Below are 18,344 nucleotides of genomic sequence, written 5' to 3' on the forward strand. Positions count from 1 at the left end.
TGAAAAAAGGGGTGTTATTATATGTCAGTGATGATTGATTTGACTGGCCAGACGTTCAACCGACTAACGGTGATTGAGCGTGGGGGAACATCAAAGAATGGCAATGCTCTTTGGCGGTGTCAATGTAGTTGTGGTAATCAAACGGTTGTGGACTCTTACGCATTGCGTCATGGTAAGATCAGAAGTTGTGGGTGCCTATCGCGTGAGCTTAGTGCAGTGAATATTCGGAAAAATCCGAAGACACTGGCAAGCATGGGACATACTAGTAATTTTCAAATTCATGATCACCATACGGATATCCCTTCACAGGTGCTGTCTAAACGTAATAAGAGCGGTGTGATTGGTGTCAGTTGGGATAAGAATGCCCAACGGTGGGTAGCTCATTTCTATTACAAGGGTGTCTACCTATTGAATAAACAGTATATCCACTTTGAAGATGCAGTTGCGGCTAGACGTGCAATTGAACGTCAATATTTGAAGCAGCAACCTGTCCTAAGTGAATAAATAGCAAAAACGGTCAAGAGTGGGATGCCATTCTTGACCGTTTGCTATATCTAAGATGTTTCTCAAATGCAAAGGTTCAATTGATAGCAATAATCGTGCTGATTGAATCCTTTATTTTGGTGCGATTTCTGGTAAGCTTAAACTAATATCAAATCAGTAAGAAAGAAGTTGGGGGATCAATGTTAAAAGATGATCAGATTGTCTGGGCAGTTCACCAGATGGAAGCAGATATTGGCCCAGTTGGACCATCACTGGATTCAAGAACGCCGTTTCAATATCTTATATCCGTTATTTTGAGTGCTCAGGCGACCGATGTTTCGGTCAATAAGGTGACACCGGTGTTATTTGGGAAATATCCTGAACCCAAAGACTTAATGGTCGCGGATGTGACGGATGTTGAAACGATTATTAAGAGTGTTGGTCTGTTTCGGAATAAGGCTAAGAATATTATTAAAACGGCTAGAATTGTCCATGAAGAGTTAAATGACGTGGTACCAACTGATCGTAAGGGTATCATGGCACTGCCCGGTGCGGGGCGTAAGACGGCTAACGTGGTTTTGAGTGACGTCTTTGAGCAGAATACTTTTGCGGTAGATACGCACGTTTCCGCCATTTCAAAACGACTCCACTTTGTTGAACAAGCGGCATCGCCATTGCAAGTTGAGCAAAAGATTGTGGGCGTTTTGGACCCAGACGAGTTACATCAGGCTCACCACACTATGATTGAGTATGGACGTAAATACTCGATGAAGCTGACGCCAGATAAAGAGGTTTGTCAGCTGATTATCGACTGCGACAAATTGAACGAAGAGAACGAATCAGGACTATAAAAACAGGCCAACGAAATGCTGAAATTTCGTTGGCCTGTTTTTTGATTGGTAACTACAAAAACGCCATTTAATTGATTTTTGAGGTCGTCGAAAGTTGACGTAAATGCCCGCTTTCAACCTTGAAGAGTCCGGTGCTGATACGTTGGTGATAGAACTTGTACATGCCATGAGCAAAGCTTTTATCGTATTTGGGTACTGCAATGTACTGATATTGGTTGATGTTCTTTTTGAATGTTGTTGCCGACTTACTAAAGACGGCTTGCCCAGTTGTGTTATTCGTAAAGAAATAGTAATTGGCTAAGTAGCCCGCGTAGTACGTTGTAACTTCCACCTTTTGTGGATCAACTATTAAAATCTTAGTATTATTCAAATTGGTTGTTGGCTTGGCAATCTTCGTGAGCATCACGGGTAAGGGGCGCCGGTTGTAATGATTCGTGAAGTTAGTCCCGTTGATTTCCGAATACATCATGATGACAGCGAAGAACATCACTAAAAAGGTCGCAAGCTGGTAGCCATTCTTAGTCCAGATTGATTGAAAGTTGCGGGGACTGCGACTTTCAAAATCCTGCTCATAGAAGGTCTCATCGATGACTCGAACTAAGACGATGGCCCCAATGAATAGGTTCAAGATAACGATTGTCGACATGTAACGTTCAAAACCGTCCAAAGTAATCGCCTCATCGTAAGGCATTGAGAGAACGTACATCCCTAGTAAGCTGAAGTAGTAGAGTAGTGAGGCCAAGTCGAGCCAACTGATGATTTTTAATAAATCATTGGGATGGTGACAGCCATACTTGATAATGGCCCACGCGCCAATCAGCAAAATGTTCAGTGCTAGGAAACCTTGAGTGGACAGTGATGACAAACTAAAAATCGTCTTTAAGAATTGCTGGCTGATTGATAATAATCCCGTCATACCATCGTGGCTTAACTGACTTTGATACGCACTAGCACTGATTTCATGCTTAGAAGTTGTAAAGGTCAGTTTAACGTGGACTTCCCACCAAATAAAGGGCAATACTGCGACTAATAAAGTTCCAAGCCACATGCCACTAACCTTCAGGACTTTTTTAAACCAGCGTTTAGCCGAGATATTATGAATTAGCATGTAGAGGTAATAGCCGGCAACAATGGCAACAAAGAAAGCCGCTGAGTTTTTAACCAGTAACAGGCTACCGCTAAAGAGGGCGACGTGTGCTGCTTGCATCCGTGGTCGGTGACGATAGATGAAGGTTCCAACTAGCGCAGCCATGGTCAATACGGCCAGCACATAGTCCACTAATAAGTTATTCAACCGAATGTTGATGTTGAACACGTATGAGATTGCAATGACCAGACACAGTAGCATTGAATTCAGGCCGCGAGTCCGGTCGCGGAGCGTCGCAAAGATGGCGTAACTGGCTGCCCAGATGAGAGCAAACTGTGCAACGAGCATGGCCCCAGAGCTAAAACCGACAAAAGTGACGAACTGTGTCATGAATAGCGCGGTTGCTGGTGGATATGAGGTGAACGAAATAATCGTATCGCTAGCACCGGGTAAGTGGCCGGTATAGGTTAGGAATTTAACGATCGTAGCCCAGTGTGAGAAGTTGTCATAGTGGACCAACGGACTGCGAAATAGGACTAGCGCCATGACTAATCCTAGAAATGCCATCCAGATGTCAAAGAGATGGATGCCTTCATAGTGAAAGTGAACGTGACCAAGATAGCCTAGCATTAAGCGCAGGCCTAGTAGCAGTACACCGAGACTGGTTACGACCCAGATACCAATTCGTAACCAGTCTAGCATGGCAAAGATGTAGAGTAGATTGATTTGAACTAAGATACCGGTAATCCACGTTAGATAGGGATTGACGTGCAGCCAGCGCATCGCACTGCTGTAGCCGATAAGTGCTAAGCAAAAGAAAATCAGGCCAAGTATTGCCAAAATACTGCCACCTTTCGTAAAGTTATTGCATGCGTTGTAAGCCGGTCTTGGTGATTTTAAATAGTCCGGTTACGACGTGTTGATGGAAGACTTTTTGAGTTAAAACCGTAAAAGTTCGATGGGTTTCGGGAATCGCAACGTAATCGTAACTTTCAATCGTTTGCTTGAAGACTTTAGGGGTCATCATAAAGTTTTCCTGACCGACAGCTTTATCGGTAAAGTAATAGTAGCGGCCAACGTAACCAGCATAGTAGTCGTTGACGTCGACTTCTTCGGGATCCACAATCAGGACCTTTTTATGATTTAAATGAGTCCAAGGCTTGGAGATGCGAGTCATTTGTAAAGGTAGCGTATTATGGTTCATCTTGTTGGTAAACTTAGTTCCGGTAATTTCAGAATACATCATCGTGATAGCAAAGAAACCAATGACCAGTGTGGATATTTGGTATAGATTTTTAGTGGCCGCACTCTTGAAAGCCTGCGTATTGCGTTTTTGAAAGTTCTGCTCAAATTGTAGCCGATCTAGGACTCTTACGAGGGCAATTGCCCCAATAAAAAGGTTCAAAATAACGATACTAGCCATGTAGCGTTCAAAACCGTCTAATAGAATCGCTTCAGCATAGGGCATGGATAGGATGTACATGCCGAAGAGGCTGCCATAGTAGGCAATGAAGACGACATCAAGTAAGACGGCCATACCGAGCAAGTTATTGCGTTGATGATGGCGTAGGCGGATGAAGAGCCAAGTTCCTATCAGAACGATGTTGATGAGCAGGATACCCTTAGTTGATAGTGAATTAAGACTACAGATCTGTTCGATGAATTTATGACCGATTTTAAATAATTCTTGGCGACTTTCACCACTCAATTGTTTGGCATAGGCCTGACTGCTGATCTGATGCTTCGAGACGGTAAACGTATGCTTGACGTGCCACTCCCACCAGAGAAACGGGGCAACACCAAGCGCAATGGTTGCAGCAAACTGTAAAGGAATCGTTAATAGTTGCTGATACCAGTGGCCGTGTCTGTTGGCAATCAAGGTGTATAGGAAGTAAACACCGATCATGACCACGAAAAAAGTGGCCGAGTTCTTAACTAATAGAAGTGCTGCAACAAAGAGTGCGACGTGCCCGCAAAGCAGTGCGGGACGTTTGCGGTAGACGAAGATACCGACTATCGCAGCGATGGTGACGATTGGTAAAACGTAATCAACTAAGAGATTGTTCAAACGGATGGCAACGTTGAAGACGAATGAGATTGCCAAAGTAAAGCATAGAATGAAGCTAGTTAAGGCCCGAGCACGGTCGCGCAGCCCCGCAAAAATGGCGTAGGCCGCGGCCCAAATCAAAATAAACTGGGCGACTAACATCGTACCGTCACTGAAGCCCGTCCAATGAACAAATTGCGTGATGAATAGTGCAGTTGCTGGTGGGTAGGACGTGAAAGAGATCAACTGATCAGCGGCACCGGGTAACCGGCCTGTGAAGGTCATGAATTTCACCATCACCGCCCAGTGGGAAAAGTTATCGTAATGGACCAGGGGGCTATTTAATAAAGCCTGCCCAGTCGCAATACCTAAGCCTAGCATCCAGAAGTCGAAGAGATGAATCCCTTCAAATGGCAATTGGCCCTTGTGCCAGAAACTGAGCCCAAACCATAAAACTAATAGCACTAAGCCGAGATAAGTAACGACTTGAATGCCTAAGTTCAGTATGCCAACCATGGCGAAGCCGTATAACATTACAATTTGAACTAACATTGAGGTGATCCACGCCAAGTACGGATTGACGCCTAAACGCCGCAGTGTGCCGTTGTACCCCAGTAGTCCTAATACATAGATGAGAAAACCAAACCAAGCGGTCATGCCAGTTATTCCTCCTAAAATCGATTAAAGCGACGGCTAATATTTCGTTCGTAAGCACGTGCTCGTACAATTAAGTTCATGTAGAGTTCGTCAAACGGAGTGACCCAGGTATCTTGAACACTGGGTAGAGTGGTGTTTGCACCGTCGTAAATAAGTTGTAAATAATGATCCCGATTTACATCTGGGGCGACATGCACCTGAATACTGTAGATGGCGGTATCATCACGGTGACTGATTCGAGCGACTTTACCCGTTAGCTGAATATCGAAGTCTTGATGTTTAATCGTTAGTTTAATGGTGTTGCCCTCATCAATATCTGGAATTGCTTGCTGAGTGATAAATGCAATGCCACCTTCTGAGACATCCTCAGTGGTAATCGCGTGCCACTTGCCATCAGGAGTCTGAACTTTACCGGGAACCTGCCGGATGAAGCGTTCGTTTTTACGATAAACGGGCCGCCCTAATGAGATGAATAGGCACATGCTCAGGTTGATGAAGTGCATCAGCAACCAGAACGTGATGACACTACCGACCAAGATTTCAGAGCCGTATTTGCCGTAGTTGAACTTAATAATAGCGGCTAATGTAACCGTCCATAAAAAGAGATAGGGCAAAATGTAAAGCTTGTCTTTAATGGAGTAAGTCACATTTTTAGATGTGACTTTAAACTTCTTAGCCTTAATTCCGATAGTTTCAAGTAACACGGGAATGAATAAGTAGGGGGCAAAGAAAGTTTCCTGGACTTCCCCCCAACGTTCGTTACGTATCTTGGCGGTATCACCCATGCCAGAAGTATCGCCCATCACATAGTGCAGAAGAAAGTAGCCGGGCGCCCAAATGATCATTAAAATCCAGAAGTTGGCGTTAACCACTTGAATCTTGAATAGCGCGTACAGAATGGGGGCAATCATGTAGATCATGCGGCGGAAAAAGGCCCACCAATAAAAGTACGTGTTGATTAAGATAATTCGGTTCATGCCGGATAAATGTCGATTAGTGAAGATATGCAAATTGCGACAACTCTGAATAACCCCGCGGGCCCAACGTGTACGCTGTTTGATGACGCCTTTCATATCAATTGGTGTAATCCCGCTTGATTGGGGAACCTTGGTTGCGAGACTGATATAGCCAGCCATGTTGAGCATACTGCCCAATTCAAAATCTTCAGTGATTGTATCTGTTGGAAAGCCACCGACTTCATCGACTGCTTTTCGTAAGAAGACGGCGTTGGAACCAGTGAAGAGCGCCCGTTTGTTACCGCCATTGAGAACGTTGACATCGCGAGAAAAGAAGTCCTGTTCATTCGGGATGATCTTCTCTGAGAAGAGATTGAACTGGAAAATATCGGCATTGTAAAAACTCTGCGGCGTCTGCACGAATCCTAGGGGTTCTGTGTGGTCAGGGTCATCTTTAAGCTGTTGAAAATTTTCTGTAAATAAAGGAACCGTGTTGCGCAGAAAACCGGAAAAGGGGATCATATCCGTGTCAAAAATCACAAAAAGTGGTGAATTCACTTTGGCTAAGGTGTGATTGATATTACCAGACTTGGCTTCTTGATTGTCTTCCATACCGGAGTAGCCAACGTGATAGTGCTTTGCTAAAGCTTGGACCTCGGGACGGTTACCGTCATCCGACACAATAACGTGGACCTTACTTTTATCTGGGTAGTCAATGTAAGTGGCAGCGTTGACGGTCTTGCGCAGTAATTCGACGTCTTCATTGTGGGTCACAATGATGATGTCAACGTCTGGCAATGGTTGCTTAGTGTCATAGTCCGGAATAGTTAAGTTCCATTTTTTCTTAGTCGATAGCATTCTAAAGAAAATCAGAATAAAGCCGGTTGTATTGGAGAGAATTTCACTCAGGACTAGTAAGAGGGCGAAAATCAATGTGAAAAGATTGGCTCGCCATGGAATCGTGAAGAAGACGCGCCACAGCAAATAAACGACGGATAAGAGAATGGCTAAGAAGTACAGGGCGCGACGTTTATTAGACATGTTGAGGGCCTTCCTTAAAGATAAAATCACGTTGAATCTGGTAACTGATCATGAATAAAATGAAATCAACGATCATTTTGGCTAGCGTGGGGATAACTTCGCCACTAGTTGCGGGTAGTAGGGTCGTCAGTAAATCCGTACAGAAGCCAGACACCAACATTTGGACGACAAATAAACACCCATATTTAAGCATCGTTTGGTGGCCCGCATTGTTGAAGACGATCCGGTGATTAATAGCGTAGTTGACCAGCGAAGAGAGAATGCGTGACACAATGGTTGCGATTAAGATGCTGTTTAGAATGTGGTTACCTATTAAAAATAGAACGATGTAGAACAAACTAATGTCGACAAAAAAAGAGATCAAGCCGCTAGTAGCAAATTTAAGAAAGCGGGAGTAGATAGCAATGGAGTCCCGGATGACGCGGAAGTGCGATGACGAATTCCCGTCTATGTAGATGGTTGGAATGGGTTGTTCAACGATTTTGACTGCGTACTTTTTAGCTTGCAAAAGCATGTCGAATTCAAATTCAAAGCGATCGCCAGGAAAGTGAATAAGCTCGGTCGTGTAAGCAGTTGGAATAATTCGCAAGCCAGTTTGAGTGTCGGAGATTTTTTGGCGGGTGAGTAAGCGGACTAAGCCACTGGTTAGGAGGTTGCCGAATTGACTCCGAAAGGGAATATCATTCGTAAAATGCCGCACACCAATAACGAGGCTGTGCGGATCAAAGGCGAATTTATTGAGACAACTACTGAGTGCAGCGACGGTATGTTGGCCGTCGGAATCCATGGTAGCAATCCCATCGATAGTCGATAAATTTTTTTGAACGTAGGTAAAGGCTGTTTTTAAAGCCGCACCCTTACCGTAATTGGTCGGATGGTGCAAGATAATTAGTTCGGGATAGTTCCGTTCTAATTCGTTGAAGATGGCTTGGTGGCCGGTGTCACTGCCGTCATCAACAATAATTATTTTTTGAATAGTGGTCTTTAAATTAGTGGTTGTTGTGAGCTTGCTGATTAAAGCGATTAGTTTGCGGTCTGGATTGAGCGCTGGAATAACGACGCCAACTTTTAACATACTAGTTCTCCGTTTCTTCTGAAATCCTTGTAACGGTTTATGATGAATAATGAGTCTATATAGTTAAACTTATCATATTAAACGCCAAAGTAAAGACCTATGTAAAATGTTGTTAAACGATGATTGTGACTCGTGGTAATCAAAAAACGAAATAAGGTGATTAATTATGAATTATCACTATCTAAATTTGGAGATTACTCTTTTCAGGAAAAAACAGCCGACTCTAAATTGAGTTGGCTGCTGGATAAATAAATTTATAATTTTTATTAAATTAATACATGTTCATGACTAAGCTAGTGGTTCTGATAATTGCTAGACTACTGATTGATTAGAATGGATTTTTAGGAGCAATACCAATTTGTAAATGATCAATTGGTTGACCAAAATTACCTGAGTAGCTAGGGTATCCTTTAATTGAAGTTCCGTCATCACAGCTTGCGTTAGACCAGTGGTAGGTTTTAGTTGTCTGAGTACGATAGAAAGCTTCTGAGTAAGGCTTGCCACTAGGTGTGTTGTAGTATAATTGCACGCCGTCGATTGGCTGGCCAAAAACGCCGGCAGCCCCATAGTTCAAATCATTGCGATCACCTTTTGACACCCAAGGGAGCCAGCTGCCTTTTGTTGTGTGAACGCGATAACGAAGGCTACCTTGGTCCACTTTAATGTAGAGCATATCATTTTGAGTATATGGGCCACCAGTATAGCCAGAACTACTGCTGTTGAAATTAGTCACTTCTGATAGCCAAGAACCGCCCATTTTGTGGAACGCATAATGAACATTGGTACCGAATGTGGATTGGGTCGGTGTTGTAGGTTTTGTGGTTGATCCAGTACCACTGATGTTACCGATGATTCTTCGAGCAAAATTAGGTTCGTAGTACTTAAGTGCTGTTTCACGAACGCCTTCTGCTGGTGTGGCTGCATGGATCATCATGCCGTTTCCCTCATAAAGGCCTACGTGATATGAGCTGCCCCGTGATCCGTAAAATAGTAAGTCTCCTGGTTGTAAAGCGTTTAAGGCGACATCTTTCCCCGATTTTTCCTCAGTAGTTGTGACAGTACCATTGAGTGTGATTCCAGCTGCAGTTTTGTAGAGGTAATAAACAAAACCGGAACAGTCGAATGAATTAGGACCTAGTCGACCGGACTGGGCCTCTGTATATTTATCACCTAATTTGGTCTTGGCTAATGCAATGACTTTTGCTGCAGTATCAGCATTGCTGTCAGCTGAGACGGTCATAGCAGATAGCCCCGAAAAAATCCCCCCGAATATAACACAACAAGTTACTAACATGCCTACAATATGGCACTTCTTCACAATGAATCTCCTTCTTTCTCCAAAGTAATGCGCAGAATACGATTTCGCAACGCATACAAATAACGTTATCATATAATTAGATATATAAAAAGAGCTAAATATATTTTTAAAGTATATTCTTGTGTGGCTGTCTTTAACATTAATTTAATAAGCAACGGTATTGGTTATTGATTCTTTATGGTATAAGGACACTGATAGTAGGTTTTAAGTATTTCTTTAGCCAGTTCATATCTAATAATAGATGCTGAATATATAGGCTTTTAGGTGATGAGATGTATTGACAGTACGCAATCTAATGATATTATTAATATCATGTTAAACATTGACACAGATATACCTAATGCACTATTTTGTTATGTATTTAATATATATCTTCAATGATTAAGGCTATCTTGGTTGCTTCTTTAACTTTCAGTGACCAGGATATGATTGTTTAACTGTATTGAAGGGGTAATTTCAAATTAGGAGTGATGGAACGTGAAAATTGCTTTGGTTGCACATAATGCAAAAAAGTCAGAAATTTTAGTGTTAGCACAACATTATCAAGATGTGCTTGCACAGGAAGAACTTTTTTCGACTGAGGGGACAGGTAAACAGATTCACGAAGAACTTAATTTAAATGTTGAGACATTCAAGGGTGGTCCGGAAGGCGGGGATGTTGAAATTGCTAATAAAATTCTAAATGATGATTTAGATGTTTTAATCTTTTTTGTAGATGGTATGAGTACTCATCCGCATGAATATGATATTCAAATGTTAATTAGAATTGCCACCAGTCATAATACGATTATTGCGACAAACTACCCAACGGCTTCAGTGATTCTGGATTCATTGAAACGGCATCGTGTTGCTTAAAACTAAGCTGCTATTTTTGAACTAATAGACGTATTACAAAAGGCATAATTGTGATAGTAAAAATATTCTGAGATTGAGAGATGAATTGATATGTGTGGGCTTGTTGGATGTTTAACTGACCGGACTAAGGCGGATAACGCGGCGTATGATCAGACCGTTCGTGAAATGACTAAAATGATCGTGCATCGGGGGCCTGATGATGAGGGCTATTTCGCAGATGACAATATTACGATGGGGTTTCGGCGCCTCAGTATTATTGACTTAGCAGGCGGTCATCAACCATTGTCTTACGATAATGAGCGGTACTGGATGACTTTTAATGGGGAAGTTTATAACTACGTTGAATTACGGTCGCAGTTAAAACAAGAAGGGTATACCTTCAAAACTGATTCGGATTCTGAAGTTATCTTAGCCATGTACGCAAAGCATCATGATAAGTTAACGTCTTATTTGCGTGGGATGTTTGCTTTTGTTATCTGGGATAAGCAAGAGAAAACCTTATTTGCAGCTAGGGATCAATTTGGCATTAAACCTTTCTACTATGCGATTAGTGGGGATGATTTTTATTATGCGTCAGAGAGTAAGGCCATCTATAAAGTCTTGAAGGATAAGACTTTTGATAAAGATGCCTTACAAGATTATATGACGTTTCAATATGTGCCAGAGACTGAAACGCTAACTAAAGAGATTAAAATGCTCGCCCCAGGATGTTCACTGACAAAGCACTTAGGAACAGCTCCGAGAATCGAACGATACTATCACCGTGAATTTCACCCAGTACAACGTTCCGAAGCCGATTATGCGCAAAAAATTAAGGATACGTTGATTGATTCCGTTAAGATTCATATGCGTTCAGATGTTCCCGTAGGAGCCTTCCTTTCTGGTGGAATTGATTCTTCCATCGTTGTGGCGATTGCCAAGCAGTTTAATCCTAATTTGGAAACAATCTCAGTTGGGTTCGAGCGTGAAGGCTACAGTGAGCTGGACGTTGCCCAAGAAACAGCTGAGAAATTAGGTGTAGAAAATTTCAGCATGACGATTACACCTGAAGCCTTCATGAATGCTTTTCCTCACTTTGTCTGGAGCATGGATGATCCATTAGCTGATCCAGCAGCCGTTCCACAGTATTTCTTAACTAAGGAAGCTGTTCGACATGTTAAGGTAGCGCTGACTGGGGAAGGGGCCGATGAACTTTTTGGTGGTTACACGATTTATCATGAACCTGAGTCGTTAAAAGCGTTTCGGTATACGAAACCAATCAATGGGGCATTGAAGCAACTTGCGCGAATGATGCCTGAAGGAATGCGAGGACAGTCATTTCTAATGAGAGGGACGACACCACTTGCTGAGCGTTATGTTGGTAATGCTTTTATCTTTAATGAACAGGAAAAACGGGCCTTTTTCAACGACTACCATCGTAACCATCCGTTTAAATCGATTACCCAGCCGTTCTACGATGAATCTGTTGATTATGATCCAATCAGTCGGATGCAATTTATCGACATGCATACGTGGTTAAATGGGGATCTATTGCATAATGCTGATCGAACTGCACTAGCGCACAGCTTAGAATTACGGACGCCGTTTGTTGATCGGGAGGTCTTCAACTTAGCAGCTGAGATCCCTGCCAATATGCGGATTAGTCATGGCACAACGAAGTATATTTTGCGAAAAGCCGTTGAAGATATCGTGCCTGAACATGTCTTACACCGTAAAAAGCTTGGTTTTCCAGTGCCGATTCGATTCTGGTTAAAGGATGAGATGTATGACTGGGCTAAACAGATTATTAATGAATCACAAACCGATGTGTACTTTGATAAGCAATATTTCTTAAAATTATTAGAGGATCATCGTGCTGGGGTTCATGATAATTCGCGGAAACTATGGACCGTGCTGACCTTTATGATGTGGCACAGAATCTATGTTGAAAATGATGTTTTGATGGATAGCTTAACAGCAAAAGCTTTTTCTGAACGAGCTGAAACATTATAGTCTGATTTTGGGAATAGATGTTCAATGAAAAAATTGCTGTAAGTATTATCCCATCTGTAATATTTCAAGGACCTTAACATAGCTAAAAGGATGCATGGGTCTTTTTACAGTAGAGTCGATAGTGCTATCATATAGTCCAGTTAATGTAGTTATGGCTGATAATGTTACTATATGTCAGTTATAAAAATATAAGTAGTTTTCGTTAATTGTTTTGCTTTATTTATCTTTGTTACAAAAGTGGGATTGTGAGTTTGTTTTGGTGTGGACGCCTTTGTGATATATATATCTGTGCATTAATGTAACTTGCGGATTAAAGCTAAAAACTATAGGCAATTCAATATACTTCATAAAGTATATTGAATTGCCTATAGTTTTTGTTATTTAGTTGAGTTACTAATAATTAAAGAGAAAATAAAATTGCTATCTTTAATGGATGCATTAACTAAAACATTATCATAATGAGTGGTGATATCTTTGACAGTTGCTAAACCGATACCACGTTTAGAGCCTTTAGTAGAATATCCAGCTGTAAAAATCTTTGATAAATCAGGTTTATTTGTATCATCAAAAGAGTTCCTGATAATAATCTCCAAATAATCTGGTTTTGTATTCATTGCAACTTCAATTGTTTTTTCAGCACTATGCTTGGCAGCCTCTATAGCATTATCAAATAAAATTCCTAAAAGTCGAGTTAAAACGATAGGTTTAAGTGCAGGTGACCCTAGATTTTTGTTGATTAACACCGTGAAAGAAACGCCAGCTTGTTTAGCGATGAATGATTTATTTAGGACCATACCTTTGACAGTACTGTCTAAAATATAATGAGTGTTTTTATTCATTATATATGAACTATTTTGACTATCATTAAGTGCATTGGCTAAGTAGCCTTTGGCACCAAGAAAATCATGATCATTCACTAATAGCTCAATACCTAAAAGTATGTTTTTATAATCATGTTGGTAGTGACGAAGACTTTCGTAATTGTCTTCTAATTCAGCTACATACTCTTTGTTATCCCGGATACGTTCCTGTTCATGTTTTGTTTCTAACTCACCAATATGGACAGCAACAATGAATATTAATGATAAAACAAATATAAAGACAGCAAATGCGAATATGATTAAAGTAGTAAAAACCATATTGATATTGGCATTAAAAGCTCGCGCAATATGGAGTGCCGAAATTAATAGTATTAGAAGTACACCAGATAAATAGATGAAAGCATTTCTAGTCCACTCATCTAAATATTTATCTAATTTGAAGATAACTTTAGTTATGAAATAATTATGCAGAGACCAAATTATCAATGAAGATAAGCTTAAGTAAAGAATATAAATACCAATGAAGTATAAACTATATGGATAAGCATTTATATTAAGAGGTGACATTGTTTTTATGGCAAAAACTACACAAGTGTTGATTAAAACAATATACATCAATAATGACTTTATAATATAGTTTGATTTTGTTAAAAATGAAGTGTTATCTACTTTGAAAAATAAAAAATAGCTAATGAAGAATAGTGGGATACTAGCAGTATTAAAGAATAGATCAACGTAATTAATTGAGATACATAATAAAATAGCAACTAGAAAGTTTTGTTTGTTTCGTAACGTCTTTGATTGCATAAAAAGGACTGCAAAAAAGAACGCGAGAGAAACTAAGTCAACTATTCTACCTACCATTTGTGTTAGCTGCATTAGATTGTCACAACCTTAATTAGATTTACCAATGAACACCGTACATGCATGAACACCTCCTCAAAAACATATATGAAACAAATGAATTATATATCATTTATATATTTTAGTCAAAGGATTAAATATCTAATTGGTGTTCTATTTGACGTATTTGCAAGTAGTTAAATTGTAATTCTGTGCCATTTTTAAAGTAAATATCTTTTTTGTGGTGATCTACATATTGTAAGCTTTCTAGATTAATAATGATGTCTTTTTTTACTTTAAAAAAGTTAGGGGAACATTTCAGTATTTCTTCAATAGGAGTACTGAACTCAGTAATTAAGTTTGGACCAAACGCAGTATTCTTTGCTGATTTTGATTCAAATCTAAAGTAATTAATCTCATTAGCCGGGACATCAAATGACTTAGGACCACGTTGCATGTGTACAATTGATTGAGGAGCAGCTTGTTCAGCAATAATTGTGTCAAAGTCAGTAATTAGTCTATCTTTTATTGCCGAAATTCCAATCGATTTGTCGATAAAATCATGATAATGAAGCTGTTCTTTAAGTTCTATTTTTTCGAGTTCATGGTGAATTGTTAGGAAAATAATCTTAGTACTTTCGTCGTTCTTATAGATTTCTTCAGCAATATCAACACCCTTAGTAATTGAATCAGAAAATTCTAAATCAAGAATATAGAGATAATGCTGAGTTGGATCGTGATGTTTTTGAATGTAAGTTAATACCTCAGTAGGATTTTCACTGGCCAAAGTAATTTGTGCTTCTGTATCCCCCTTGGTGATTTCACTATTTAGAATATATTGATACAGATTTAATAAGTCCGTATTATCTTCACAAATAATAATATTAAGCATAATTAATTGCCCCCCAATAACCTTTACGTATATAATAGCATATAGTGAGCGAGTAAATAGGTTGTTAGATAAATAATACTTAATGGCCTAAGTTGTCATAAAAGCAATTTTGAAAGTTAAAAGAGATGTTAAGCAGGAGGTGAATACTTATTTTTTTAGGAAAAGTTTTAGCAGATAAGCGGCTTGAATTAGGGCTGACACAAGTTGAATTAGCTAAGGATATTTGTACGCAAAATGTCATCAGTAAAGTTGAACGGCACAATTTAATCCCAACGGTTCCTGTGTTACTTAAATTATGTAAGCGGTTAGAGATTACGATGAATGATACCTTCAGTGACTTTTCTAACGATATGAAGCATGAACGGCAGGAGTTATTAGCGAGTATTGAGCAGAACCTTTTGAGTAATAATTTGAGTCAAGCACAAGAGCGGATTGAGATTCTAGGGGAAAGTCTCATTGAGAAAAGTGATAGTATAAAACTTGATCTCTATACCGCTGTCTTAAAACTATTAAAGAATGAGGATGCCTCATTTCTACTAGATAAGATATTAACGGAAACAAAATCTGACCGGTACAATATCGGGACACAAATCGTTTATCTTTTAAAATATCGCAGTTATCAAAAGTTAAATAAACTAGAAGAAGCTGCATATTTTATCACGATGGTGATAGATGCAACTAAAGAGAATATCCAAGTTCCAAAAGCAACGGTACCTGAATTGCTATATGTTTGTAAGGAAATTTCGATGTATTACTTAAGTCAGAACGAGTACAAGTTAGCGATGTTGTATGCGCAACGGGGGATTTCATTGGCAAAACAGCAGGGAATTGTGTACTTTTTTGACTATTTGTATTTTGTTTTAGCACGAAGCGATAGCAATGATAAGGAAGCATTTCAATTTGCCCAGATGTTTGCCTTGTATTTTCAAAATGATGTTTTGCTTAAGCAATTAGATGAGTAGCCGTGTGTGGACACGAAAAGGCGCGATGACTTTTGTCATCGCGCCTTTTGCGTTTGTAATAGATTTATGGCAGCTGTGGTTAAGATAGGTTATGTGTCTGAAACAAAGTAATGCTATTGATATTCAGCATCTTGATTCATTTGTTTAAATATTTTTTTGCGATCACGAGATGAACCGTGTTTTTGAGTTACTGATTCGCTGATAATTTGATTTGAATAATTAACCATGCGTCGAAGTTCAAACGAACTAATCACGGGTAATTGAACATCGAAATAGAGGTCTTTATAAATGGTTTGACGTAATCTAGTACACTTAGAAGACCGCGGAAGATGCATAATAATATTAATTAAATCCTTGGCGGCTTGCTGACCATCGGCTGCGATGTCATCGTCTGAGTCAGCTGTGACTAATAATATTTTATGCTCATCAGTCGTCGCTCGTTGAATCATTTTGTAATTATTACGGTCAACGTTAACGTGGGCGTAAGATGGTGCATAGTACAGACAACCGAAAAACGAAATAATTATTGCTGTGAATCCAACGATACTTATACTAAGGGCTAATTTTTTTGAGTTATGCTGAAATATTTGGATGAATAAGTAAATAAGGCCAATCCCAAAAAGGATTCGTGACAATAAACGTACTACTAACCAAGGCATCATGGATGCGTTCCTCCCCCGAAAACGCGATATAGAATATATAAACACTAAAATTTAAATGAATTGCAGATAAACGCTACCTCTAAAATAAGAATCTTTTAAAAGTATACCACTTAGAAGTAAAATTGAACTGGAAATATCTATATTAAAGTTATTTGTATATATATAAATAATATAAAACGTGCTGTTTAAGTAAAAATGATGTGTTGCTTTGAAATCACTAATCTAGGGTAGGATAGGGTAAAAGTAATTGCGTCAACCAAAAAACTCACTTTATTAAGTGAGTTTTTTTTGCTTGTAAAAGTGTTAGATGTGCCCGTACCAAATCCTGGTTCGTAGTCGTCAACAAGTCGTAGGTTATGAGCTCATCATGACCAAACCAATAAATATAGGTGTTAATCAGCCCGGCTGCTAGTGAGGACAAGATTAAGTGGTCTGCTGGACGTGACTGGTGGTTAAGTAGTGTCGCACACAGTGTTTCAAATAGCATCTGCTGTAAATCTTCTATTAAATGGTGTTGTTTCCGGTTTAAACACAGATATTTAAAGCCCGCAAAATTAGCCATTAAAATCTTATCGAAGGTGGCGACTAAGTTAGCGGCATTAGTCCGTTCGCCAGCTAATGATGCGGCGACTTCAGCAGAGAGTTCAATCTGGTAATCTTCAAAAATATCCGTGACGCGTTCGTAGTGAATGTAGAAAGTTCGGCGGTTGATCTGAGCTTCACGGCATAGGGCAGTAACCGTAATGGTGTCGATTGTTTGTTGCTGTAGTAGGTTAAACAGTGCGGTGGTGAGAGCCTGTTTTGTTTTAATGACACGTTGATCCAAAAAATCAGCTCTTTTCTGAGATAATACACACTTTTTACATAAATGGTGCTAAAGACATTATACAAAAGCATATGATAATACACAAAGTTCGACTTTGATGGAAAGCGAGATGGGTTAAATGTGGCAAGTATTAAATAATTTGTTTGCAACGTATCATGGCACGACGTATCAATTACAGGATTTTGTGACGGCATTCAGCACGAGCAATCCGCACTTTATTGGAACGTTATTCGTTGCTGGGTTAACGTTTGCGATTGGTTTTATTGAATATATCTACAGTTTTATGTTAGTCAATCGTGAAGGCAAGTCACCGTACAATTTAATGATGCATTCGTATTATTTTGCAATCGACTCGATGGGAATCTTTGTCTTTGCAACAGCTTCACATGCAGTTGGGGGCTTCTGGATCTTCAATTTAGCAGCCGTTGCAGAAGTGGTATGGACCTTGTTTGAAGTTTACAACTTAATCAAATGTGTCTATGTCGAACGTGTGGAGATTTGGGGTGAGACAGTGACCGTGCGCGATGCGTGGTGGCGGGTTGCTGGCTGGTTAATCGTAATGATTGCGACCGTCAACTTATTCCGGGTCTTCATGAATGATCCAGCCATGTTCAAGTGGTATATCTTCACTAATATCTTGATGGGAATTATGCCCGGATTATATTGGGAAAAGCGTGGCACACAATTAGGTGCGTCAAAAGGGTTGGCAATTGTCATTATCATCGGGACGATCAATTCATTTCTACCAACTAATATGTGGGCAGCGGTCAGTTCGTATTTCAGTGTGCAAAACAATCCGTGGTTCTACGTGGTGGGAGTGATTGCAATTGGCTTCTCAATGCGATCACTACTGGTGCTACATCGCTTACCCACAAAGCCTAAAGTGTTGCCGAATGGGAAAAAGTCTATTTGGTAGTTTAGATAGTTTCAAAAAAACTCGCTTATTATGAAGTGCCCCATAATTGTTAGACAAGTA

15 protein-coding genes and 1 pseudogene are annotated in these 18,344 nt (G+C 39.9%); 7 read left to right on the forward strand and 9 right to left on the reverse strand.

All coding sequences use genetic code 11. From position 1 onward, the window contains the following. The first annotated feature begins 21 nt into the window (after positions 1 to 21). Both ACG95_RS04925 and ACG95_RS04930 read left to right on the forward strand, forming a co-directional pair. Entirely contained in the window at positions 22 to 504 is a 483-nt protein-coding gene (locus ACG95_RS04925; protein WP_047999441.1) for an AP2/ERF family transcription factor, read from the forward strand. 179 nt (positions 505 to 683) lie between these two features. Then, positions 684 to 1,334: an endonuclease III domain-containing protein gene (locus ACG95_RS04930; RefSeq protein WP_047999442.1), complete on the forward strand. Its 651-nt coding sequence runs from the start codon at positions 684 to 686 to the stop codon at positions 1,332 to 1,334. Positions 1,335 to 1,401: 67 nt separating this feature from the next. Here the strand turns inward: ACG95_RS04930 and ACG95_RS04935 are convergent, their stop codons facing one another. The 5 genes from ACG95_RS04935 to ACG95_RS13965 form a co-directional block, all read right to left on the reverse strand. Continuing rightward, complete coding sequence (locus ACG95_RS04935; protein WP_047999443.1) at positions 1,402 to 3,261, reverse strand: glycosyltransferase family protein; 1,860 nt, start codon at positions 3,259 to 3,261, stop codon at positions 1,402 to 1,404. A gap of 22 nt (positions 3,262 to 3,283) precedes the next feature. After that, a complete protein-coding gene (locus tag ACG95_RS04940) occupies positions 3,284 to 5,125 on the reverse strand; it encodes a hypothetical protein (RefSeq protein ID WP_047999444.1) in 1,842 nt (613 codons plus the stop codon). A gap of 14 nt (positions 5,126 to 5,139) precedes the next feature. Next, positions 5,140 to 7,122 (reverse strand): glycosyltransferase family 2 protein, encoded by a 1,983-nt coding sequence (locus tag ACG95_RS04945; protein ID WP_047999445.1) that lies wholly within the window; start codon positions 7,120 to 7,122, stop codon positions 5,140 to 5,142. Beyond that, positions 7,115 to 8,197 (reverse strand): bifunctional glycosyltransferase family 2/GtrA family protein, encoded by a 1,083-nt coding sequence (locus ACG95_RS04950; RefSeq protein WP_047999446.1) that lies wholly within the window; start codon positions 8,195 to 8,197, stop codon positions 7,115 to 7,117. The genes ACG95_RS04945 and ACG95_RS04950 overlap by 8 nt, the downstream gene beginning before the upstream one ends. A gap of 328 nt (positions 8,198 to 8,525) precedes the next feature. Further along, positions 8,526 to 9,437 carry a C40 family peptidase gene (locus tag ACG95_RS13965; RefSeq protein WP_053072686.1) on the reverse strand — a complete coding sequence of 304 codons (912 nt, stop codon included), beginning with the start codon at positions 9,435 to 9,437 and terminating at the stop codon, positions 8,526 to 8,528. A 555-nt stretch (positions 9,438 to 9,992) separates the two neighbouring features. Between ACG95_RS13965 and ACG95_RS04960 the strand changes: the two genes are divergently transcribed. Then, complete coding sequence (locus tag ACG95_RS04960; protein WP_047999447.1) at positions 9,993 to 10,370, forward strand: methylglyoxal synthase; 378 nt, start codon at positions 9,993 to 9,995, stop codon at positions 10,368 to 10,370. A 90-nt stretch (positions 10,371 to 10,460) separates the two neighbouring features. Next, the gene (gene asnB / locus ACG95_RS04965) at positions 10,461 to 12,362 is read left to right on the forward strand and encodes an asparagine synthase (glutamine-hydrolyzing) (protein ID WP_047999448.1); all 1,902 of its coding nucleotides are present in this window, start codon (positions 10,461 to 10,463) and stop codon (positions 12,360 to 12,362) included. 377 nt (positions 12,363 to 12,739) lie between these two features. Here asnB and ACG95_RS04970 read toward each other — a convergent pair whose 3' ends face one another. Further along, positions 12,740 to 14,062, reverse strand: coding sequence for a sensor histidine kinase (locus tag ACG95_RS04970; protein WP_047999449.1), 1,323 nt, complete (start codon positions 14,060 to 14,062; stop codon positions 12,740 to 12,742). A gap of 118 nt (positions 14,063 to 14,180) precedes the next feature. After that, a complete protein-coding gene (locus tag ACG95_RS04975; RefSeq protein WP_047999450.1) occupies positions 14,181 to 14,918 on the reverse strand; it encodes a response regulator in 738 nt (245 codons plus the stop codon). 149 nt (positions 14,919 to 15,067) lie between these two features. Between ACG95_RS04975 and ACG95_RS15000 the strand changes: the two are divergent. Next, a pseudogene (locus ACG95_RS15000) lies at positions 15,068 to 15,226 on the forward strand (helix-turn-helix domain-containing protein); the annotation flags it as partial. 9 nt (positions 15,227 to 15,235) lie between these two features. Then, entirely contained in the window at positions 15,236 to 15,880 is a 645-nt protein-coding gene (locus ACG95_RS04980; protein ID WP_047999451.1) for a hypothetical protein, read from the forward strand. A gap of 113 nt (positions 15,881 to 15,993) precedes the next feature. Here ACG95_RS04980 and ACG95_RS04985 read toward each other — a convergent pair whose 3' ends face one another. Both ACG95_RS04985 and ACG95_RS04990 read right to left on the reverse strand, forming a co-directional pair. Next, a complete protein-coding gene (locus tag ACG95_RS04985) occupies positions 15,994 to 16,542 on the reverse strand; it encodes a hypothetical protein (protein ID WP_047999452.1) in 549 nt (182 codons plus the stop codon). A gap of 265 nt (positions 16,543 to 16,807) precedes the next feature. Then, positions 16,808 to 17,368, reverse strand: coding sequence for a TetR/AcrR family transcriptional regulator (locus ACG95_RS04990; RefSeq protein ID WP_047999453.1), 561 nt, complete (start codon positions 17,366 to 17,368; stop codon positions 16,808 to 16,810). Positions 17,369 to 17,486: 118 nt separating this feature from the next. Here ACG95_RS04990 and ACG95_RS04995 point away from each other — a divergent pair, with 118 nt between their 5' ends. After that, entirely contained in the window at positions 17,487 to 18,284 is a 798-nt protein-coding gene (locus ACG95_RS04995; protein WP_047999454.1) for a hypothetical protein, read from the forward strand. Positions 18,285 to 18,344: the final 60 nt, after the last annotated feature.

This window comes from Lactiplantibacillus herbarum (assembly GCF_001039045.1).
GTDB classification, from domain to species: Bacteria; Bacillota; Bacilli; order Lactobacillales; family Lactobacillaceae; genus Lactiplantibacillus; species Lactiplantibacillus herbarum.

What these genes read in the sequence shown, in the direction of transcription:
- ACG95_RS04925 (WP_047999441.1), top strand. Translation starts at nt 22, where the DNA reads ATGTCAGTGATGATTGATTTGACTGGCCAGACGTTCAACCGACTAACG.
- ACG95_RS04930 (WP_047999442.1), top strand. Translation starts at nt 684, where the DNA reads ATGTTAAAAGATGATCAGATTGTCTGGGCAGTTCACCAGATGGAAGCA.
- ACG95_RS04940 (WP_047999444.1), bottom strand. Translation starts at nt 5,125, where the DNA reads ATGACCGCTTGGTTTGGTTTTCTCATCTATGTATTAGGACTACTGGGG.
- ACG95_RS04945 (WP_047999445.1), bottom strand. Translation starts at nt 7,122, where the DNA reads ATGTCTAATAAACGTCGCGCCCTGTACTTCTTAGCCATTCTCTTATCC.
- ACG95_RS04950 (WP_047999446.1), bottom strand. Translation starts at nt 8,197, where the DNA reads ATGTTAAAAGTTGGCGTCGTTATTCCAGCGCTCAATCCAGACCGCAAA.
- ACG95_RS13965 (WP_053072686.1), bottom strand. Translation starts at nt 9,437, where the DNA reads ATGACCGTCTCAGCTGACAGCAATGCTGATACTGCAGCAAAAGTCATT.
- asnB (WP_047999448.1), top strand. Translation starts at nt 10,461, where the DNA reads ATGTGTGGGCTTGTTGGATGTTTAACTGACCGGACTAAGGCGGATAAC.
- ACG95_RS04970 (WP_047999449.1), bottom strand. Translation starts at nt 14,062, where the DNA reads ATGCAGCTAACACAAATGGTAGGTAGAATAGTTGACTTAGTTTCTCTC.
- ACG95_RS04975 (WP_047999450.1), bottom strand. Translation starts at nt 14,918, where the DNA reads ATGCTTAATATTATTATTTGTGAAGATAATACGGACTTATTAAATCTG.
- ACG95_RS04980 (WP_047999451.1), top strand. Translation starts at nt 15,236, where the DNA reads ATGAATGATACCTTCAGTGACTTTTCTAACGATATGAAGCATGAACGG.
- ACG95_RS04985 (WP_047999452.1), bottom strand. Translation starts at nt 16,542, where the DNA reads ATGATGCCTTGGTTAGTAGTACGTTTATTGTCACGAATCCTTTTTGGG.
- ACG95_RS04995 (WP_047999454.1), top strand. Translation starts at nt 17,487, where the DNA reads ATGTGGCAAGTATTAAATAATTTGTTTGCAACGTATCATGGCACGACG.